The organism is Bacteroidota bacterium, from assembly GCA_013696965.1.
GTDB lineage: Bacteria > Bacteroidota > Bacteroidia > JACCXN01 > JACCXN01 > JACCXN01.
This window is the reverse complement of the sequence record JACCXN010000020.1, coordinates 58,990-80,846: the sequence shown is the minus strand read 5'-3', so window position 1 is coordinate 80,846 and position 21,857 is coordinate 58,990. Positions and strand designations below refer to the sequence as shown.

The following is a 21,857-nucleotide window of genomic DNA, read 5'->3' as shown; positions in this document are numbered from 1 at the left end:
CCATAAATGCAGCAGAAATTAAAAGATTTAATTGCCCAAATTGAAGCATTTAAAGCGGAAAATGTAAATCAGTTAGAAGAATTCAGGATAAAATTTCTTGGAAAAAAAGGAATTCTGAATGAACTTTTTGCTGATTTTAAAAATGTTGAACCCTCATTAAGAAAAGATACAGGAGTTCTTTTAAATGAATTAAAAAACAAAGCCCAGGATAAGATACAAGAACAAAAAAATCTTGTGGAAAGTCCTGAACTTGAAATAAAACCTGGAAAAGATCTCACCCTGCCTGCTCAACCCAACATTGTTGGTACGCGTCATCCATTATCCATTATAAGTAATGAAATCAGCAGTATTTTTTCAAGAATTGGTTTTACTGTTTCAGAAGGTCCGGAAATTGAAGACGACTGGCATAATTTCTCTGCATTAAATTTTCCCGAAGAACACCCCGCAAGAGACATGCAGGACACTTTTTTTATTGAAAAAAATCCTGATATTGCACTTCGAACCCACACTTCTTCAGTTCAGGTAAGGGTAATGGAAAATAACAAACCACCTATAAGAACAATTTCTCCGGGAAGAGTTTTTAGGAATGAAGCTATTTCTGCCCGTGCCCATTGTATATTTCATCAGGTAGAGGGCTTGTATATTGACAAGGGAGTTTCTTTTGCAGATTTAAAACAAACCCTGCTTTATTTTGCACGCGAAATGTTTGGTGAGAAAACAGAAATAAGACTCAGGCCTTCGTATTTTCCTTTTACCGAGCCCAGTGCTGAGATGGATATTTCATGCCCTTTTTGTAAGCGCAAAGGCTGCAACATCTGCAAGCACAGTGGATGGGTAGAAATTCTTGGATGCGGAATGGTAGACCCAAATGTATTGGAAAATTGCAATATTGACACAAAACAATATAGTGGATTTGCCTTTGGAATGGGAGTGGAGAGAATTACAATGTTAAAATACCAAATTGGAGACCTGCGCCTGTTTTTTGAAAATGATGTTCGCTTTTTAAATCAATTTAAAGCAACTTTATAAGTTCAAAATTTTTTTTCCCTGTTCAATTTATTTATACATAGCCATGCTTAAACCATGCACAAACAGGAATGAAAATAACATTGCTATTCCGACAAATGGGATGACATTTAAAAAACAAATTATCTACATATGAAAAAGATAGTATTACTTGGCTCAGGTGAGTTGGGAAAAGAATTTGCCATTGCAGCACTTCGATTAGGTCAATACGTTATTGCCGTTGATTCTTATGACAATGCCCCAGCCATGCAAGTGGCTCATGAAAAAGAAGTTATTGATATGTTAAATGGGCTTGAGCTGGACAGGATTGTTGAAAAGCACAAACCTGATTTAATTGTTCCTGAAATTGAAGCCATACGAACCGAGCGATTTTTTGAGTATGAAAAAAACGGTATACAGGTTGTTCCAAGTGCCAAGGCTGCTAACTTTACAATGAACCGTAAGGCTATTCGCGACCTTGCATCAAAAGTGCTTGGACTAAGAACTGCAGCTTATGCATATGCCTCCTCTAAAGAGGAATTAATAAAAGCAGTAAATGAAATAGGAATTCCTTGCGTTATTAAACCCCTTATGTCCTCATCAGGGAAAGGACAATCGTATATAAGAAAAAAAGAGGATATAGAAAACGCATGGGATTATGCATCAACTGGAGGCCGAGGTGATTATTTAGAAATTATTGTTGAAGCATTTGTTGATTTTTATTCAGAAATAACCCTGCTTACGGTAACCCAGAAGAATGGGCAGATTTTATTTTGTCCACCCATAGGACATAGACAGGAAAGAGGTGATTACCGCGAGAGCTGGCAGCCTGCAGTAATTAGTGAGGAGCATTTAAAGGAAGCTCAAATGATGGCTGCAAAAATAACAGAAGCGCTTACAGGTTTTGGAATTTGGGGAGTTGAATTTTTTCTGGCAAATGATGGTGTTTATTTTTCCGAATTGTCTCCAAGGCCTCATGATACAGGAATGGTAACACTAGCTGGAACACAAAACTTCAATGAGTTTGAATTGCACTTAAGAGCAATACTTGGACTGCCAATTCCTGAAATAACGTTGGAAAGATCAGGAGCAAGCGCAGTTATTCTTGCAAACAAGGAAATTGTTTCTCCGGTTTTTCATGGATTAGAAAATGCACTTACTATAAATAAAACAGATGTAAAGATTTTCGGAAAACCTTTGGCCAGGCCTTTCAGAAGAATGGGTGTTGCTTTGGCATGGGATAAAAAAGATGCAGACATAGACACAATTATTGCTACAGCCATAAAAACTGCGCAAGGGATTGAAATAAGTTAATTTTCCGATTCCATTTCTTCCTGATCCTTCCTTGCTTTTTCTAATTTTTTGTTCTGTTTGTCAAAATCTTTTTTAGACTTGGTTTTTTTCACCCTCTTGGCAGGATCATCTTTAGTAACATTAAGTGTAATTCCTACAATTGGAAAAATATAAGTAAAGCTACGGTCAATAAAAACAGGTATTTGAATACCCAATACTTTACTTTCAAAAGAAATTACAGGCATAAATATTATATTGCTGAACCGGTCATAATCAATGTAAACGCTCCCTACGTCAACATTTCCTATTATGTAGGCGCCTTCAATTCCAAATTTTATTTTAAAATCATCCCTTTTATAAAGGGCCATTTTCGATTGAATATTCAATCGGCTTGCTCTGAATGCAGTGGTTAATCCACCTTCCACATACAGGATGCCTGCAGGGTTGTATTCATAGGACGCTCCAAGCCCTGTCATTGAAACAATAATTTTGAAACTGTTGTCTTTTTGGGCAAAAGAGTTAAAATGAAAACCCAAAACTAAAATTAGTACACCAGAAATAGTTAACTTTTTCATCAAACTTATATCTATGCTAAAACGTTTTTGTTTAAAAAAATTGCTTGAATTAAGTCAATTGAAACATTTTTCCAGGAAGCGATTTCACAAGGCCTGAAAACTCGAGGTTTAACAACAATGCAGCAACCTTGCTAGTACTTAATCTCGAAACATTACAAAGGTTGTCTATTGCCATTGTTCCCTTTTCTTTTAATATGTCCATTAATACTTCTTCTTCAGGACTAAGGTTTACAAACAGTTGTTTCTGAATATTTTTTTTGCCTGTTTCTTCCCAGCCAAGGTAATAAATTAAATCTTCTGCTGATTCAATAAGTGCTGCCAGGTTTTTCTTAATTAAAAAATTGCATCCCTCAGAATACATGTCGCCTACTTTTCCCGGTACTGCAAATACATCCCGGTTATATGAATTTGCAATGCCTGCTGTAATTAATGCCCCTCCTTTTTTTCCTGCCTCTATCACAATAGTTGCATCAGAAAGTCCTGCTATAATTCGATTTCTTTTTGGAAAATTTTCCCTGTCAGGATTGGTGCCACTTAAAAATTCAGTTACCAGTCCACCATTTTCATACATAGATTCTGCCACTGATTTATGAACCAAGGGGTAGATTCTATCAAGACCATGAGCCATTGCTGCCACAGTTGGTAAATTGTTTTTAATTGCAGCCTTATGGGCAGCAATATCAATTCCATATGCCATTCCGCTCACAATCATTACAGTGTAGCCCGAAATATCCTTTATTATTTCATCGCAAATATTTTTTCCATATTCTGTTGCTTTTCTTGTTCCTACAATACTCACAACCTTTTGCGTGAAAAAGTCTATTTCTCCTCTGCAATAAAGCATTACAGGAGAATCTTCGCATTGTTTGAGCCTGCTTGGATAGGATTTGTCAAGAAAAAAAAGAGGCTTAATATTGTTTTTAACAATAAAGTTCATCTCTTGTTCAGCCTTTATTAATGCTGCGTCTTTTCCTGATTCCATGGCAAGAATTCGGCCGGATGTTTTATTAAAAGCATGTTTTTTTTCTTTAAAAACAGCCTCGGCATTTCCATAAAAAGTAATAAGTTTTTTTGCTGTTTTACATCCAACACCTGGAAGAAGGGAGAGTGCGATTTTATATTTTAAATCTTCTGTCACGATTAAAAAAAGGATTAAATAACAAGATAAACAAATTTTATTTCTTGTTATTTTCTTTTTTCGAAAAACAGAATTTACCAGAAGTTGTAATCTTTATAACCCTTTGTGAATTCTTCAGGAGCAAAATCAGGGTTTAATATCAGGTTACGGTATTCGTATTTGGCAAAAAGACCTTTATCATCAAACATCATCTGCACAACAGGAAGGAAATTTTCTTTATTTATATAGATTACCGTTTTTTTTGCATAAACAGAAGGTACTTTTATTTGTTGATTTGCAACTACATTGTAATAATCTTTTACCTCTGGATTAAGTTCAACAATCATATATTCACTTACAAAAAGTTTTTTGGCAATAGATATTACGTTTTCCCCCTTCTTTACTGTATAGGGAATGAAACTAAAATCAGGCGCATCGATAATAACAACATAACAATCCTTACCTTCCCACTGAATACTTCCCTTAAGTTTAAATGCCTGATTAAAATCTTTTCCTGCCTTAATAATAGCAGCATCAATTATTGTACTAAAATAAGTAAATCCTAATTCGAAAATAGTATGATGCTGGCCTCTTCTCAATATAGAGCTTTGAGGATCTAGGCTAATGTTCAAATAAGGAATGGAACTTGATTTAATCAATGCCTTATCCCCATTGCTACCCTTTATATATAATAATTCTGCCCCTTTAATATTTAGGTATACTTTATAAGGATTTACTTGGATTTTGGTAGTATTTGTGCCTGATTCTAAAACTCCATCAATTCTTTCGCTTATTTGACTGTTATACTTTAAGGTTTTTACCTGGCTTGTTGCATGTAACATTTTGTCAACCAATTCTTTAACCGTTGGTTGAGCATGGGCGGAATTCAATTGAAGATTAAAAAAAACAGCGAATAAGAATATTAAAGTATTTTTTAATAGCCGAATTTTGTGCTTATTCCCAATAAAAATAATCATCTTTTAAAATCGTGTTAAATATTTCTTTAATATATATTTTAAAATTCATGCCATTTTATGCAATGATACAAATAATAGCGAATACTCAAAGTCAAAGAATATAATTAACTATTTTTACAACCTTAAATTGTTTCAATTATGCGAATAACCGGTATCATTCCTTCTCGTTATGCTTCTCAAAGATTGCCAGGAAAGCCCCTTGCAATGATAAAAGGCACAACAATGATTCAAAGAGTATTTGAACAAGTTCTCAAATGTTCTGAATTGGATGAGCTTGTGGTTGCAACGGACAATGAGAAAATTTTTTCCCATGTTCTTGATTTTGGTGGAAAAGCAATAATGACAAGTCAAAACCATTATTCTGGTACTGATAGATGCTATGAGGCAGCATGTAAATTAAATATACAAGACAATGACCAAGTTATTGTTAATATTCAGGGAGATGAACCTTTTATAAATCCCCAACAAATAACAGATTTAATAGGTTGTTTCAAATCAGATGAAGTGCAAATTGCCACTTTAGTGAAAAAAATCACTCACAATGAAGATGTTTTCAATGTTTCCAAACCAAAGGTTGTTGTAAACAATAAAAACCAAGCCATGTACTTTAGCCGTTCTCCAGTGCCATATATGCGCAATGTTGAGCCACAAATGTGGTTTGAAAACCATTCTTTTCTCAAACATATCGGATTATACGGCTACAGGTTCGGGGCTTTAAAAAAGATTGCCTCCTTGCCTGCATCACCTCTTGAACGGGCAGAATCCCTGGAGCAGCTTAGATGGTTAGAGAATGGATTTATTATTCAAACAGAACTAACTCAATATGAATCCGTTTCAATAGATACCATTGAAGATTTGGAAAATATTAATAAAGAATCGGATGATTTTTCATAATTTAGCGGCATAATAGAAAGAATAGGATGAAGATTGAAAAATACATACAAGAACTTTTACTCTGGCATAATTGTGTAATTATACCCGGTCTTGGCGGCTTTGTGGCAAGTTATATGAATGCCCAGATAAACTCCTCCAAACATTTATTTATTCCTCCTACAAAAAAAATAGCCTTTAATAAAAATATTAAAAACAATGACGGGCTCTTGGCCAACCATATTGCCATTGTTGAAAATGTTAGTTTTTATCAGGCAGTAAATATTATTGAAAACTCCGTTGCTAGTGGTTTTAAAACTTTAAGTAAAGGGGATAAGCTTACTTTAAAAGGTGTTGGTGAGCTTTATCTTGACAAGGAACAAAACCTTCAGTTTGATCCTTCCCTTGAAATAAATCTATTGGTTGACTCATTTGGATTGACTGAATTTCACTCCCCATTAATAAAAAGGGAGCCATTGCACAAAAAAATTGAAAAACAGTTTAAAGATAGGCCAGCTGTTGCTTCTGAAAAAAAGTCGAAATTTAAAAAATGGGCTTATACTCTTGCAGCCTTGCCCGTGCTTGCTGCAATGGCTTTGCTTCCCTTAAAAACAGATCTTTTTTACGATCTTTCAATGAACTATTCCTCCCTTATTCCTTTTCCCATAACGGCAAATCAAACATACTCCCCAAGAGAGGAGAAAGCTTCTTTTAAATTAGTTGATTCATCTGATGATTTAGAGCAAACAACTTTAGAATTAAGTGCCCAGACAATTACTGCCACTGAAGTGGAAGTTCCTACAGTATCTGAAGAGATTATTGAAGATGCTGCAAAAACGTTTATCGCTAATTCAGAAGTAACTAAGAGTAATGCCGGAAAAAATAATTTCTTTGTTATTGCAGGATGTTTTGGGGTTATTGAAAATGCTGAAAATCTCATTTCCATTCTAAAGTCTAAAGGTTATAAAGCTAAAATCGTTGATCAGAATAAAGGATTGTACAGGGTTTGTTACAATGGATTTAATACAAAAGATGAGGCAATTGATTTATTGGTTGAAATAAAAAACGGGGAAAACCCTGGCGCCTGGATACTTTCTGAGTAATAGGTTTATTAATTATAATAAGGCCTTAAACAATCTACTTTAATTCTAACCAAGATATTTTCCCACAATAGGCATTCTTCTTCCAGGACCAAAGGCTTTATTGGAAATTCGTAAAATTGGAGGAGCCTGCTTTCTTTTATATTCATTTGTATTTACCATTTTCAATATTTTGGTTACAAGCAATTCATTGTAGCCAGAATTGATTATTTCCTTAGGACCTTTTTTGTTTTCAATATAATCATACAGTATTTGATCCAAAATTTCATACGGGGGAAGCGAATCAATGTCCTTTTGATCTGGTTTTAGTTCTGCGCTTGGTGGTTTAATGATTGTATTATTTGGTATAATTTCCTTGTGGAGGTTAATAAATGCAGCCAATTCAAAAACTTCTGTTTTATAAACATCTCCCAATACAGATAGGCCTCCACACATGTCTCCATATAAGGTTCCATACCCAACTGCCATTTCGCTTTTATTTGAAGTGTTTAATAATACTGAACCAAACTTATTTGAAATTGCCATTAAAAGAACACCCCTGATTCGTGCTTGCAAATTCTCTTCTGCAAGTCCGCATGAAGTTCCCTTAAACTGGGGTTCCAAAGCCCTTGTAAAGCTATTATAAACATCAGTAATTCCAATGGTTTCATAAGGGCAGCCAAGATTTTTAGCAAGTGCAACAGCATCTTGAACTGAATGTTCAGAAGAAAACATGGAGGGCATTAATATTGCCCTTACGTTTTTCGCCCCTAATGCCTCGGCCGCAATTACCAATGTAAGAGCAGAGTCAATTCCTCCTGATAATCCCAGCAGGGCATTGCTAAAGCCTGTTTTTTCAAAATAATCCTTTACTCCCAGCACCAGGGCTTTATAAATGTTCTCTGATTTATTAAATGATACGCCAGGATTGGTTTTAAAATCAGAAATTAAAGCATTAAGATCATATACTTTGAAATCTTCTTTGAAAAGTGCAAGTTCATCCAATATATGCCCATCAGGTGCATAAACCAAAGAATTACCATCAAAAATCAATTCTGTTTGGGCTCCAATTTGATTCACATAAAAAAGAGGTAATTTATAACGTTCAGCATTCTTACGCATTAAATTCTTACGCAATTCAGAGTGCGAATAAGAAAAAGGAGATGCCGCTATATTAATCATTAAATCGGGGTTCTGGCCAATTAATTTTTCCATTGGAGTTTCTTGATAAAGCTTTTTTTCTTCATCAATATTCCACAAATCCTCACAAATAGTTAAAGCAATATTCTTTCCTTTAAAAGGTATTATTTTAAATTCCTTAGCAGGTTCAAAATACCTGTATTCATCAAAAACATCATAATTAGGTAGTAAACCTTTGTTGTAAATTCCAAGTATTTTGCCCTCAGAAATGAAATAAGCCGAATTAAATAAATTCCTTCCCGTTGTTTCAGGATTTATGGATGGGGCGCCAATAATTACTGCAATTCCTTTTGTGGCAAGAGCAATTTTATCAATAGATGATTTGCAACGAAGCATAAAATCATCAAATTCAAGGAAATCAAGTGGGGGGTAGCCACAAACAGCTAGTTCGGAGAAAACAACAAGATCGGCTTGCTCTTTTTTAGCTTTCTCAATATGAAGGATAATTTTTAATGTATTGCTTTCAAAATTTCCAATGTGATAATTGAGCTGAGCTAAAGCAATCTTCATAAAAAATGTTGCAGAATTAATAGTTAAAAAAAATCCCGGATTAACTGGTAATCCGGGATTGAAAATAAAATTAACAATTTAAAAAAGGATACCTACATTAAGAGCAACATAATTAGTTGTTGCTTTTTGATTTAGTGGAAGATGATTTACATTATTAGTAGGAATCGTTTTGTCCATTATTACACCTGAATTCTTTTTAAGAGCATTTGTAAATCCATTATTGTAATTTACAGAAATTACCAAGGCTGTATTTCCAACCAGGTTATATTCAATTCCTGCTCCAAGATTTAGTGCAACTCTAAATAATTGGGTGTCCTTTGAGATATCTAAACTTTCTGGTATTTCAACCTCATTGGGTGCATCCTTAAAATTTTGATCGGTAAATTTGCCTCTGTCATCAGCCCTTACTTTCGACCTGAATCCAATATTAAAACCAAACTGTCCGAAATATCTCATATAACCAATTTCATTTGTTTTCATTTTCAACGTTAAAGGAAGCTCAATGTATTGGAAATGATAAGTTCTTCTTGTTAGGATAAACACGTTATCAGGAGGTGTTCCGGAAATGTAATAAGCGGAATCAGGAAAATTTAGTGAGCCCCCAAGAGTTGTAACTTCAAGTCCTGTAACAAAAGAATAATTCTCAGAAAGCGCAAATTCAGTCATTAATCCATAAGAAAATTTCAATGCGGGCTTATTTGCGTCCTTTTTTGCTTCAAAGTTAGGACTGCCTGGCTTTAGCCACGAAATGTTCGGAGCAGCCTTTAAACCAAACCTGAATTTTTTAAAATCCTGAGCATATGTTATGTTTGCAAGCAATAATAGAACAATTATGGCAGTTATGCTTTTTATCTTCAATTCAGCACTGGAAAAAACTTGCATATTTTTTTTATTGCTTTTTATGTTTAATATAGATGCTCGTTTCATACTTTTGAAATGTTTTTTAGAATTACAGATACAATATTAATTAATTTTTTGAATATAAAATGAAAATGTGTGGGTTGAATTTTTTTTATTTGTTCTTTTTAGCCGTATTTCTATTTAATTCCTGTAAAAGTGACCGGTTGAAAATTGATGTATCAGAAAATGAGACAAAAATTGAGGCATTTAGATTGGAAAAAGAGCTTTTCGATAAAAAACCAAGCTTTGAAAAGCATTTGAATTTGTTTGACAAATTAGGCGAATTCTACCAACATTATGTAGAGATAATGATTAATGCAGGTCCTGTTGAGGATAGTTTGACTATTAATGGCCTGGTCCTTTTTACTCAAGATTCGGAAATAAAAGAAGTTTATAAGGATGTAAATTCAACATACAAGGATTTGAACCTTTTGAATGATGAACTTTCATCTGCTTTTAAACATTACAACCATTATTTTCCAAACAAACGTGTTCCTGAAGTTACTACTTATATTTCAGGATTTAATTATGCTGTAGCTGCGAGTGATAGTGTCCTGGGAATTGGACTTGATATGTATTTGGGCAACAATTACAAATATTATAACATGATTGGCTTTCCTCAATATAAAACCTATAGCATGCGAAGCGAATATATAACTCCCGATGCTATAAAAGGTTGGATAGCAACAGAATTTGAATTCGACCCCATTGGAAAAGATATGTTGGCTCAAATAATTCATCATGGAAAAATAATGTATATGATGGATGCCATTTTGCCTAATACCCCTGATAGTTTGAAGATTGTTTATAGCAAGGATCAACTTGAATGGTGCAAAAATAACGAATCAAATATTTGGGCTCAATTTATTGATAAACAACTTTTGTTTTCTACAAATACAAAAGAGATTATGTCTTATTTAAACGATGGCCCATTTACTCCAGGAATGCCCCGTGAATCACCTCCAAAGGTTGGTGTTTGGCTTGGATGGCAAATAGTAAAGGCCTATATGGAAAGGAAGGGCGATGTTAATCTTGAAAATTTGATTCAAGCTGATGCCAAGGATATACTTAAGGAATCGAAATATAAACCCAGAAATTAAAACCTAGTTTGAAAAACTTCAGTTATATTTATCCTGTGAAATATCCATGGACAAACACTTACAATTATAGCATGGCGACCCGATAAATCGGGATGACAGTTAAAAAACAAATTATATACATATGAAAAGTTCAGAAATTAATTTCATTGTAAATCTTGATGAAAACAATATTCCGGAAAAAATCCAGTGGGAAGCAACCGATTCTCCTGAAAGTGTAGGCCTTAAAGCATGTAAAGCAGTAATGGTGTCTATTTGGGATCCTAAAGAACAAAATTCACTTCGTATAGATCTTTGGACCAAAGATATGATGGCTGATGAAATGAAATTATTTTTCCATCAAACTTTGGTTTCAATGGCACAAACACTTGAAAGAGCAACCGGCGAGGAGAAAATGGCTGGAGATATGCGTGATTTTTGTGAATATTTTGCCGAAAGACTTAATCTTTATGATGAAAAGTAAAAATGAGATAGAAAAAAGAGTTTTGTAAGCTAAGCTTTATTTGAAATTATATTGAAATAAAACGTAGATAGAAAAAAGAGTTTTGTATAAGCTAAGCTTTGAAATTATATTGAATTCTCATTAAATTTTATATATTTGTGTCTTAGGAATATTAAATCCTTTGACAAATATGATTACAAAAACTACTCTTTCAATAGTAAAAAGCAGTGTTTTTTCTTTGTTTTTAGCCTTTATCCTTGCATTGAGTTCTGTTGTTGCCCAAACTTCGAATGATGCAATATTATTCAGTAATGGCGGATTAATTTATACAGCGGAAGGGGCCGTTGTTCAGGTGAATGGTGGACTTACGAATGATGGAGGTGATTTAAGGAACAACGGAAATATAAATATTTCCAATAGCGGAACAGAAGGAAGCATTTATCTTTTAAATGGTTCTATAACCAATGGAAACGGTCTTTGCAGAATTGAACAAAACTGGTTTAATGATGCTAATTTTATCGCAGAAAGTAGCCAGGTTGAGCTTTATGGCACTACTTCTGAACAATTGATTACAGGTGCCGTTCCAACAACTTTTAATAATCTTATTTTAACAAGTTCAACAGGAACTCGAGCAAGGCTAACTATAAATGCAACAGTTTCAGGACAACTTGTATTAAATGACAGAGAACTCGCAACGGATGACAATTTGCTTTCAGTTACAAACCCTGCAGTAAATGCCATAACAAATTCAAGTGTAACCTCAATTGAAGGGTTTGTAAGTTCCAACAACAATGGTACTGGACTTGGCGCACTGTTAAGAACCACAAATACAAATCAACCTTATCTTTTCCCTACAGGTTCAAGTGCTGGAACATATAGGTACAGGCCTATTGTAATAACTCCTGCTTCTTCGGATGTAAATAATTATTCTGTTCGAATGGCTAATGTAGATGCAGGAACAGAAGGCTATGACAGAAATTCTGTGGACTCTCAAATATGCTCCACCAATCCTGAATTTTATCACAGAATCAATAGGACATTAGGTACAACTGCAGCTGATATAACCTTTTTCTATAATATAGCCTCTGATGGGCAATGGAGCAATACATCACAATGGAATTCTCCTAATGGTTCGATGTGGAATTCTTTAGGATTGGTAAATATTGGATCCAGTGGAAATTTCGCAACCATTAAAAAAAGTGCGTTTAATTCTTTTGGTAATTCCAGTACGCCTTTTATTCTGCATGAAACACGTCCTGCTGCTCCAAGTTTAACTGGTGATCAGTTAATTTGTTCAAATGCACAAATGGACTACGCTGCCTCAGGAAGTTCAACTTCAACTTATACCTGGACTGTAACTGGTGGTACAATCACAACTAAGCCCAATCAACAAACAGTTACAATAGAATGGGGAACAGCCTCTCCAGGAAGCATAACAGTTACCGAGGTGACCTCTGGTGGATTTTGTGAATCATTAGCTTCTGCTTCCTATGTTGTGATACTTGATTCTAATCCCGTTGCTGATTTTAATACTACCTTTTCCGGTCCTTTATCCCAACATGTTTCTTTTCAAGACAACAGTTTAAATGGAGCTTCCTGGTTTTGGGATTTTGGGGATGGGAAAACTTCAACAGCTCAAAATCCTAGTAACTATTATTCGAATTCCGGAACCTATACTGCTCAGTTAATTGTTGAAAGTCCGAATTCCTGCTCAGATACATTGTCCTTAGAAATCAATATTAATGAAGATGCAATTGTTCCAAATGTATTTTCTCCAAATGGCGATGGGAACAATGATATGTTTTACATACCAAATACAGGTATGGGTAATTTTAGTATAGAAATTTACAACCGTTGGGGGACTAAAATTTGGGAAACAACTGCGCCAGAAATCAGATGGGATGGTAGAACTTCTTCAGGTGCATTAGTTCCAGAGGGTACTTATTTCTTTATTTTAAAAGCTGAAAACGCTAAAGCAGATTACAGTAAAAACGGAACAGTTAATTTATTCAGGTAATTTTTTTGCAAAAAAAAACAGGAATTAAAAAACCGGAAAGAGTAAGACTTTTTCCGGTTTTTTTAATTAGTTAATTTGTAATAAATGATTTAATTATTGGCTTTTATTTAAATGTAGCTCCAATAAGTTCTCGGTTCATCCTGGCTATGTTTTCAATAGAAATTTCTTTAGGACATTCCACTTCACAAGAACCCGTATTGCTGCAATTTCCAAAGCCTTCTGCATCCATTTGTTCCACCATGCTTTTTACACGTTCTTCTCTTTCTATTTTCCCCTGTGGCAATAGTGCTAGTTGAGAAATTTTAGCTCCTACAAATAAAGCCGCTGAAGAGTTTTTACATGCTGCAACGCAAGCACCGCATCCAATACAGGTAGCAGAATCAAAAGCTGCATCTGCATCATGTTTAGGAACAAGTATATTGTTTGCATCCTTGGCATTTCCTGTATTTACAGAAATAAAACCACCAGATTCAATAATACGGTCAAAAGCGGAACGATCAACAACAAGGTCTTTAAGTACAGGAAAAGAACCTGATCTCCATGGTTCAACAACTATTGTATCGCCATCATTAAATGAACGCATATGTAATTGGCAAGTAGTTGTTCCCCTGTTAGGCCCATGCGCCCTACCATTGATGAACATGCTACAAGCACCACATATTCCCTCGCGACAGTCATGATCAAAAGCAATTGGCTCTTCTGTTCCTTTACTGATAAGTTCTTCATTTAATACATCAAACATTTCAAGAAAAGACATGTCAGGTGATATGCCTTTTAACTGATAGGTAGCCAAATGTCCTTTGTCCTTGATGTTTTTTTGTCTCCAAACCTTTAACGTAAGATCCATGTTTTGTTTTTTTGTAATAGTTTAATTCTCGTTGTATTTCTCTTTTTTAAGTTGTTTGAATGAATCATCAACTCAAAACATGCTAAAATCTATTTGTAACTTCTTTGAGCAACTTTAATTTCCTCGAATTTCAAATCTTCCTTGTGTAATATCGGCTCATTTCCAACTCCTGTGAATTCCCATGCAGCAACATAGGAGAAGTTCTGATCATCTCTTAATGCTTCCCCTTCTTCGGTCTGGTATTCTGCACGGAAATGGCCCCCGCATGATTCATTCCTATGCATGGCATCATCTACCATTAGCTCACCAAGTTCAAAGAAATCAGCTACTCTTGCAGCTTTTTCCAGTTCAGGATTTATTTCAAACTGGGTTCCAGGAATTTTAACATCTTTCCAGAATTCCCCACGCAATTCCCTAATCATAGCTTTTGCCTTTGTAAGACCTTCCACACTTCTTTCCATTCCACAATAATCCCACATTATTTTTCCAAGTTTCTTATGGAAATAATCTACAGACTTAGTTCCTTTTATGGATAAAAAATTATTCATTAAATCCTGAACTGATTTTTCTGCTTCAACAAAGGCAGGATGATCGGTAGAGATTGCTTTAGTTCCAATTTCCCCACTAAGATATGAACCGATTGTATATGGAATAATGAAATACCCATCAGCCAAACCTTGCATAAGTGCAGATGCACCAAGCCTGTTTGCGCCATGATCAGAAAAGTTTGCTTCCCCTAAAGCATATAAACCAGGTATTGTTGTCATTAAATTGTAATCAACCCAAATTCCTCCCATGGTATAATGTACCGCAGGGTAGATACGCATTGGGCTTGCATAAGGATTTTCTGCAGTAATCTTTTCATACATTTCGAATAGATTGCCATATCTTGCCCTAACCAAATCTTCTCCAAGTCTTTTTATGGAAGCTGCAAAATCAAGATAAACTGCTAGTTTTGATTTTCCAACACCATACCCTGCATCACATCTTTCCTTAGCAGCCCTTGATGCCACATCCCTGGGAACCAGGTTGCCAAAAGCAGGATACCTTCTTTCTAAAAAATAATCTCTTTCTTCTTCAGGTATATCAACAGGTTTTCTATTGTCATCTTTTTTCTTTGGTACCCAAACTCTGCCATCATTTCTTAATGATTCGGACATTAAAGTAAGTTTAGATTGATGGTCACCGGAAACTGGAATACAGGTTGGATGGATTTGAGTAAAGCAAGGATTTCCAAAAAATGCTCCTTTTTTATGAACTTTCCATGCAGCCGTTACATTTGATCCCATGGCATTGGTGGAAAGAAAGAAAACGTTTCCGTAACCTCCCGTACATAGTAAAACAGCATGGCCAAAGTGTTTATCCAGTTTGCCCGTTACAAGATCTCTTGATATGATTCCTCTTGCCTTGCCATCTATCATTACCAATTCAAGCATTTCATGACGGGTGAACATTTCTACCTGCTTTGTTCCAATTTGTCTGCTCAAGGCACTATATGCCCCTAATAAAAGTTGCTGCCCTGTTTGTCCGGCAGCATAAAATGTACGTTGAACCTGAGTTCCTCCAAAAGATCTGTTACTTAAATAACCTCCATATTCTCTTGCAAATGGAACTCCTTGAGCAACACATTGATCAATAATACTGGAACTAACCTCAGCAAGACGATGAACGTTTGCTTCCCTTGCCCTATAATCTCCTCCTTTTATTGTATCATAAAACAAACGGTAAACGCTATCACCATCATTTTGGTAATTTTTTGCGGCATTTATTCCACCCTGGGCTGCAATACTGTGAGCTCTTCTTGAGCTATCCTGAAAACAAAATACTTTTACTTTGTATCCCATCTCTGCAAGGCTTGAAGCAGCAGAGGCGCCAGCAAGGCCAGAACCTATAACTATTATTTCTAAATTTCTTTTATTAGCCGGATTTACTAGGGGAGCTGTAGAGCAATACTTTGCCCATTTTTCAGAAAGTTTCCCATCAGGTATTTTTGATTCTATCTTGGCCATTTATTTAGCGTTTTTATTCTTTTTAATTAATTAACTTCAATTGGTTATTTCACCCCAACAATCCCAAAAAAGAAAAGGATCGGGAATAAAGAAAAGCCTACAGTCATAACAATTGCAAATGCACTTCCTATTATGGTTAATATTGGTGCAAAGGATTTATTGTTTAATCCAAGTGAACGCATTGCTGATTGAAAGCCATGGTTAAGATGAGCACCCAATAAAATCATAGCAATAACATATAAACCTGAATACCACCATTGGGTAAAAGCTGCCTGAACAACAAAGTACATGTCTTTTAACTCCACTCCATCATCATATACCATAACTGGAATTTCTCCGAATTTATAAGTAAACCAAAAGGTTTTTAAATGCAGAATAAGAAAAATAAGAATTATACTTCCGGTAACACCCATATTCCTGGAATAAATACTTGCTGTTTCATTTACTTTGGTCACTGCATATTTTACAGGACGGGCTGCGGAATTTTTCCGGGTTAATCCAAGAGCCAAAATAATATGAGCTAGAAATCCAGCAACAAGACCAATTTCCGCACCTCTAATAAGCAAATTTGTGGTCATAAAAACCGTGTATTCATTAAAAGCACGTCCTCCATCACTACTAAATAATAAAAGATTGCCGGATAAATGGACTACTAAAAACAGACATAGCAACAGTCCGGTTAATCCCATTAATATTTTTTTTCCTATTGTTGAGTTGAATATCAGTGAATTGTTTGACATAATTACTTGAGGTGAAGGATGTTAATTAAGTACAAAGTGTCAGAAAATTAAAGGGTAATCTTTCTATGCCTTTGTGTTTGCAAATGTATAATTCATATATGTTTATGCAAAGGAAAAAAGTAAATTAGTTTTATTTTTTTTTGAATATTTAAAAGTGTCTATAATTAATGTAAGATTTCCTAATTTTGTTGTTTTTCATATAAAAATTCGTGTATCATGAAATATTTGCCTCTTAATAGTGAGATGTTCCTAAAAAACAGAAAAAAATTTTCTGAAATGTTGATGCCGAATTCCTTGGCAGTATTTAATTCCAATGATATTATGCCAACCAATGCGGATGGCACAATGCCTTTTAGACAGAACAATGATTTGTTTTATTTATCAGGTATTGATCAGGAGGAAAGCATATTAATAATTTTTCCTGATGCAATTAACCCTGAATACCGTGAAATACTTTTTGTAAAAGAAACAAATGAGGAAATAGCCATTTGGGAAGGTGCCAAATTAAACAAGGAAGAAGCATTTAAGATTTCTGGTATAAAAACTGTTTTCTGGATAAATCAATTTAAAAACATATTAAACATATTAATGTCAGAGTGTGAAAATATTTATCTTAACACTAATGAACATACAAGGGCAGTAGTAGAAGTTGAAACAAGAGATTCAAGATTTATAAATTGGTGCAAACAAAATTATCCTTTGCATAAGTATAATAGGTCTGCACCTATTATGAAAAAACTAAGGCAGATTAAATCTCAACATGAAATTGATTTACTTCAAAAAGCTTGCAATATTACTGAAGATGGGTTTAGAAGATTGTTGGGATTTGTTAAGCCAGGAGTTATGGAATATGAAATTGAGGCTGAATTGATCCATGAATTTGTTCGTAAACGTTCACGTGGATTTGCCTATACTCCCATTATCGCTTCAGGTTTCAATGCCTGTGTTTTGCATTATATAGAAAATAACCAGGAATGTAAAGCAGGAGATGTTATTTTATTGGATGTGGGAGCCGAATATGCAAATTATGCCTCAGACATGACGCGTTGCGTGCCTGTAAGTGGAAGATTTACCCAAAGACAAAAAGATGTTTACAATGCTGTTTTAAATGTAATGAGGGCAGCCATTAAATTACTGGTTCCGGGAACAAAAATTGTAGATTACCACAAAGAAGTGGGATTTATAATGGAAGCAGAATTAATTAGACTTGGCTTGTTGAATGCATCAGAAGTGACCAATCAAAACCCAAACAAACCTCTGTATAAAAAATATTTTATGCATGGAACTTCTCACCTGCTTGGTCTTGATGTACATGATATAGGTGAACCGGATCTAGTATTTCAGAATGGAATGGTTTTTACCTGTGAACCGGGAATTTATATAAGAGAAGAAAATTTGGGAATAAGATTAGAAAATGACATTTTAATTACAGAAAATGGCCCTGTTGATTTAATGGCTAATATTCCAATTGAAGCAGATGAAATTGAAGAATTAATGTCAGCTTTAACTGTGGCCAGTACATAGGATTTTCACATACTATATAAAGCGTTTATTTGCGCGCAGCTATATTGATTTAATGATCAATACAAAATGAATTCAAATGATAAAAAACCTGGCATTTAAAAATGCGCCTGTACGGGTTATTGATAAAGGAAGAGGAAGGGCCTTGGTTTTTCTTCATGGTTTTTTGGAATCCTCGGATATTTGGAAGGAGTTTGTAGACCCCCTTTCATTAAAATACCGTGTAATTTGTATAGATCTTCCCGGACATGGGCAAACAGGATGTCTTGGATACGTACATTCCATGGATTTAATGGCAGAATGCGTACAATCAGTGCTGAAACAACTAAGAGTAAAAAAATCTATCCTGATTGGCCATTCTATGGGGGGTTATGTTGCAATGGCCTATGCTGAATTTTTTCCTGAAAATGTTAAAGGTCTTTGCCTTTTCCATTCTTCTGCGGCAGCAGATAATCAAATAAAAAAACAGGAGCGAGAAAGGGTGATAAACCTAATTAAGCAAAGTAAAAAGGATTTCGTAAAAAACCTTATTCCGGGTTTATTTACCAAGGAAAACCAAAAAAAACATTCCAAGGAAATAAAACTATTAATTAAAAGGGCCGGTAAAATTTCCAAACAAGGAATAATAGCTTCACTTGAAGGAATGAAGGAGAGGGTAGAGCGGGAAATTATTCTTCGTTTTTCAACTTATCCTGTTTTATTTATTATCGGGAAACAAGATCCTGTTATTCCTTTTGAAGTTATTGTTGAACAGGCTGAACTACCAAGGAATGCAACAACTTATATATTAGATTCTGTTGCTCACATGGGCTTTATAGAGGCCAAGGATCAAACAATTGAAATAATAGCTGGTTTTGCCAAAAAAGCTTTTTCAGGAAAAGTGCATGGGAAAAGGAAAGCAAATACTTAAGATAATTTATCAGATAGTATTTTCATCTCCACCATTGGAGAAATCTTCTCGTAAAGCATATTGTAAACCGCATCTGTAATTGGCATGTAAACCTTATGTTCACGATTCATGTCATAAATGCATTTGGCAGCATAATAGCCCTCTGCAACCATGTTCATTTCAAGCTGAGTGTGTTTAACTGAATGTCCTTTTCCAATCATAATACCAAAAGCCCGGTTACGACTGAATTGAGAATATGCAGTAACTAGTAAATCTCCTAAGTAAGCTGAACTTTTTATATCCCTGCTAATTGGATGCACTTTTTCTACAAAACGTTCAATCTCTTGTATAGAATTAGAAATAAGAACCGCCCTGAAGTTATCGCCATAAGCGAGTCCAATTGAAATGCCACAGGCAAGGGCAAAAACATTTTTCAAAACAGCTGCATATTCAGTTCCGAAAATATCATCTGAAACTGTTGTTTTTAAATACCTGCAGGCGAGTTTTTGCGCCAGTACTTCAGCATTTTCAACAGAAGGACATGCAATAGTAAGATAAGAGAGTTTTTCAAGAGCAACTTCCTCTGCATGGCAAGGGCCCATTATAACACCAATATTATTGAAGCCAATTTCAAATTGTTTATTCAAAAACTCTCCAATAATCATATTGTCTTCGGCAACAATTCCTTTGATTGCAGAATAAATCATTTTTCCTGCAACATCTTCTGGTTTTATGCTTTCAAGTGCCTGTTTAACAAAAGCGGAAGGAACAGCAAGAATAATAATATCGTTTGACTTAATAGCGAATTTTAAATCACTGGTTAAATTAAGCTTGTGAATGTCAAATTCAATGGAACTTAAATAATTTTTATTGTGGTGGAATTTTTTCAGGTGTTCAATTGCTTCCTTATCTCTCATCCACCAGGTTACCACTGTTAAATTATTGCTTAATAATTTAACTAAAGCAGTTGCCCAGCTTCCACCGCCAATAACGGCTATTTTTGGTTCTTCTTTCAAATTATTTAGTTTTATTGATTAACCCAAGCCTTTACATCATCTATGCTTGGTGCTGGTACTTCAAGTTTTAATTTTTTTCGCATACCACATAAATCATTGAATAATTTATTAGGATTTGCAGCTTTTAAATCTTCTAAAGTTGCTATTCCTATTTTAACCAAAATAGTTGACCAGGGTTCAGGTATACCAAGGGATTTAAAGTCAATCGCTGTTTTCTTTTTCTCGGGGCGCATTTGAGGGAAAAACAAAACATCCTGAATGGATTTTGAGTTGGTCATAATCATGCTAAGACGGTCAATTCCTATACCCAGACCTGAAGTAGGTGGCATTCCATATTCTATTGCTTTTAAGAAATCTTCATCCAGCATCATTGCTTCTTCATCTCCTCTTTTTCCAAGTTCCAATTGCTCCTCAAATCTTCTTCTCTGATCCACGGGATCGTTAAGCTCAGAATATGCATTGCAGATTTCTTTCCCATTGCAAATGGCTTCAAAGCGTTCAACTAAGCCCTCTCTGCTTCGGTGTCTTTTTGCCAGTGGGGACATTTCTTTTGGATAATCCATAATAAAAGTAGGCTGAATTAATTTCGGCTCGCATTTTTCTCCGAATATCTCATCAATAATTTTCCCCCTGCCCATTGTTGAATCCACTTTAACACCCATTTCTGTTGCAGCTTTTGCAACTTCCTCTTCGCTCATTGCAGAAATATCAACGCCTGTGAATTCCATAATAGCTTCATACATGGTGTATCTTTTCCAGGGACTTTTAAAATTGATGATGTTATCACCATATTTAACCTCTGTGGAACCATGAAGATCCATAGCAATGCGTTCAACCATTTCCTCCACCAGTTCCATCATCCACAAATAATCCTTATAAGCCACATAAAGTTCCATTTGAGTAAATTCAGGGTTATGAAACCTGCTCATTCCTTCATTTCGAAAATCTTTGGCAAATTCATAAACCCCATCAAAACCACCTACAATTAATCTTTTTAAGTACAATTCGTTTGCAATACGCAGGTACAAATCCATGTCAAGGGTATTGTGATGGGTTTTGAAAGGACGTGCAGCAGCTCCACCATAAATAGGTTGCAAAACAGGAGTTTCCACTTCAAGATACCCTTTGTTGTTCAAAAATGAGCGCATGGAATTGGTAAGCCTGGTGCGTTTTATAAAAGCTTCCTTTACATGGGGATTAACAATTAAGTCCACATAACGCTGGCGGTAACGTTGTTCCGGATCAGAAAAAGCATCATGTATTTTGCCTTCAGCATCAACCTTTACAATGGGTAATGGTTTTAGTGATTTGCAAAGTATTTTTAAGGTATTCACATGAATGGTTGTTTCTCCAGTTTGGGTTGTAAAAACATAACCGGTTATACCAATTATATCGCCTATGTCAAGAAGCTTTTTAAATACTGTATTGTAAAGGGTTTTATCTTCATCAGGGCAAATGTCATCACGTTTTACATAGGCCTGAATTCTACCACTTGCATCTTGTATTTCTACAAATGATGCATTTCCCATAATACGCCTTGTCATTATTCTTCCGGCAATGCTTATATTCTTGTAACTTAGCTTATCTCTTTCGTAATTTTTATTTATATCTTCTGCTGAAGCATTTATTTCAAATAATTCAGCAGGATATGGATTAATTCCAAGTTTAATAATTTCCTCCAGAGACTGTCGTCTTAATATCTCCTGATCAGTATATTCCATAAGATGTTTTCAAAAATAGTTGTGCAAATATA

At 34.9% G+C, this 21,857-nt stretch carries 19 protein-coding genes; 9 read left to right on the top strand and 10 right to left on the bottom strand.

The genetic code is table 11. The annotated features are described in order from the left end of the window. Positions 1-6: 6 nt before the first annotated feature. Together pheS and purT are read left to right on the top strand one after the other, a co-directional pair. On the top strand, positions 7-1,029 hold the full coding sequence (pheS, locus tag H0V01_03500) for a phenylalanine--tRNA ligase subunit alpha (protein ID MBA2582437.1): 1,023 nt from the start codon (positions 7-9) through the stop codon (positions 1,027-1,029). A gap of 129 nt (positions 1,030-1,158) precedes the next feature. After that, positions 1,159-2,319, top strand: coding sequence for a formate-dependent phosphoribosylglycinamide formyltransferase (gene purT / locus H0V01_03495; protein ID MBA2582436.1), 1,161 nt, complete (start codon positions 1,159-1,161; stop codon positions 2,317-2,319). Here the strand turns inward: purT and H0V01_03490 are convergent. The 3 genes from H0V01_03490 to H0V01_03480 all read right to left on the bottom strand — a co-directional run bounded on the left by H0V01_03490 (position 2,316) and on the right by H0V01_03480 (position 4,880). Then, positions 2,316-2,873 carry a hypothetical protein gene (locus H0V01_03490; protein ID MBA2582435.1) on the bottom strand — a complete coding sequence of 186 codons (558 nt, stop codon included), beginning with the start codon at positions 2,871-2,873 and terminating at the stop codon, positions 2,316-2,318. The two genes, purT and H0V01_03490, sit on opposite strands and share 4 nt — an antisense overlap. Before the next feature lie 49 nt (positions 2,874-2,922). Further along, positions 2,923-4,014: a DNA-protecting protein DprA gene (gene dprA, locus H0V01_03485; protein MBA2582434.1), complete on the bottom strand. Its 1,092-nt coding sequence runs from the start codon at positions 4,012-4,014 to the stop codon at positions 2,923-2,925. A gap of 71 nt (positions 4,015-4,085) precedes the next feature. Beyond that, positions 4,086-4,880 (bottom strand): DUF1571 domain-containing protein, encoded by a 795-nt coding sequence (locus H0V01_03480; protein MBA2582433.1) that lies wholly within the window; start codon positions 4,878-4,880, stop codon positions 4,086-4,088. Positions 4,881-5,105: 225 nt separating this feature from the next. Here H0V01_03480 and kdsB point away from each other — a divergent pair, with 225 nt between their 5' ends. Both kdsB and H0V01_03470 read left to right on the top strand, forming a co-directional pair. Continuing rightward, positions 5,106-5,861, top strand: a complete 756-nt coding sequence (gene kdsB, locus H0V01_03475) for a 3-deoxy-manno-octulosonate cytidylyltransferase (GenBank protein MBA2582432.1) — start codon at positions 5,106-5,108, stop codon at positions 5,859-5,861. A gap of 26 nt (positions 5,862-5,887) precedes the next feature. Then, positions 5,888-6,940, top strand: coding sequence for an HU-CCDC81 and SPOR domain-containing protein (locus H0V01_03470; GenBank protein ID MBA2582431.1), 1,053 nt, complete (start codon positions 5,888-5,890; stop codon positions 6,938-6,940). 45 nt (positions 6,941-6,985) lie between these two features. On the opposite strand, the gene H0V01_03465 is transcribed toward H0V01_03470, so the two are convergent. Beyond that, positions 6,986-8,626, bottom strand: a complete 1,641-nt coding sequence (locus tag H0V01_03465) for an NAD+ synthase (GenBank protein ID MBA2582430.1) — start codon at positions 8,624-8,626, stop codon at positions 6,986-6,988. A gap of 78 nt (positions 8,627-8,704) precedes the next feature. Further along, a complete protein-coding gene (locus H0V01_03460; GenBank protein MBA2582429.1) occupies positions 8,705-9,553 on the bottom strand; it encodes a PorT family protein in 849 nt (282 codons plus the stop codon). A 137-nt stretch (positions 9,554-9,690) separates the two neighbouring features. On the opposite strand from H0V01_03460, the gene H0V01_03455 reads away from it, so the two are divergent. The 3 genes from H0V01_03455 (at position 9,691) to H0V01_03445 (ending at position 13,082) form a co-directional block, all read left to right on the top strand. Then, the gene (locus H0V01_03455) at positions 9,691-10,626 is read left to right on the top strand and encodes a hypothetical protein (GenBank protein MBA2582428.1); all 936 of its coding nucleotides are present in this window, start codon (positions 9,691-9,693) and stop codon (positions 10,624-10,626) included. 121 nt (positions 10,627-10,747) lie between these two features. Continuing rightward, positions 10,748-11,086, top strand: coding sequence for a gliding motility protein GldC (gene gldC / locus H0V01_03450; protein MBA2582427.1), 339 nt, complete (start codon positions 10,748-10,750; stop codon positions 11,084-11,086). Positions 11,087-11,255: 169 nt separating this feature from the next. Next, positions 11,256-13,082: a gliding motility-associated C-terminal domain-containing protein gene (locus tag H0V01_03445; GenBank protein ID MBA2582426.1), complete on the top strand. Its 1,827-nt coding sequence runs from the start codon at positions 11,256-11,258 to the stop codon at positions 13,080-13,082. A gap of 103 nt (positions 13,083-13,185) precedes the next feature. Here H0V01_03445 and H0V01_03440 read toward each other — a convergent pair whose 3' ends face one another. The 3 genes from H0V01_03440 to H0V01_03430 form a co-directional block, all read right to left on the bottom strand. Then, positions 13,186-13,929, bottom strand: a complete 744-nt coding sequence (locus H0V01_03440) for a succinate dehydrogenase/fumarate reductase iron-sulfur subunit (protein MBA2582425.1) — start codon at positions 13,927-13,929, stop codon at positions 13,186-13,188. An 89-nt stretch (positions 13,930-14,018) separates the two neighbouring features. After that, a complete protein-coding gene (locus H0V01_03435) occupies positions 14,019-15,938 on the bottom strand; it encodes a fumarate reductase/succinate dehydrogenase flavoprotein subunit (GenBank protein ID MBA2582424.1) in 1,920 nt (639 codons plus the stop codon). Positions 15,939-15,982: 44 nt separating this feature from the next. Further along, entirely contained in the window at positions 15,983-16,678 is a 696-nt protein-coding gene (locus tag H0V01_03430) for a succinate dehydrogenase cytochrome b subunit (GenBank protein MBA2582423.1), read from the bottom strand. Between the two features lie 216 nt (positions 16,679-16,894). On the opposite strand from H0V01_03430, the gene H0V01_03425 reads away from it, so the two are divergent. Both H0V01_03425 and H0V01_03420 read left to right on the top strand, forming a co-directional pair. Next, positions 16,895-18,202 carry an aminopeptidase P N-terminal domain-containing protein gene (locus H0V01_03425; protein MBA2582422.1) on the top strand — a complete coding sequence of 436 codons (1,308 nt, stop codon included), beginning with the start codon at positions 16,895-16,897 and terminating at the stop codon, positions 18,200-18,202. Between the two features lie 76 nt (positions 18,203-18,278). After that, positions 18,279-19,109: an alpha/beta hydrolase gene (locus H0V01_03420; protein ID MBA2582421.1), complete on the top strand. Its 831-nt coding sequence runs from the start codon at positions 18,279-18,281 to the stop codon at positions 19,107-19,109. Here H0V01_03420 and H0V01_03415 read toward each other — a convergent pair. After that, the gene (locus H0V01_03415) at positions 19,106-20,104 is read right to left on the bottom strand and encodes an NAD(P)H-dependent glycerol-3-phosphate dehydrogenase (protein ID MBA2582420.1); all 999 of its coding nucleotides are present in this window, start codon (positions 20,102-20,104) and stop codon (positions 19,106-19,108) included. The two genes, H0V01_03420 and H0V01_03415, sit on opposite strands and share 4 nt — an antisense overlap. 11 nt (positions 20,105-20,115) lie before the next feature. Further along, positions 20,116-21,825 (bottom strand): lysine--tRNA ligase, encoded by a 1,710-nt coding sequence (lysS, locus tag H0V01_03410; GenBank protein ID MBA2582419.1) that lies wholly within the window; start codon positions 21,823-21,825, stop codon positions 20,116-20,118. Positions 21,826-21,857 lie beyond the last annotated feature (32 nt).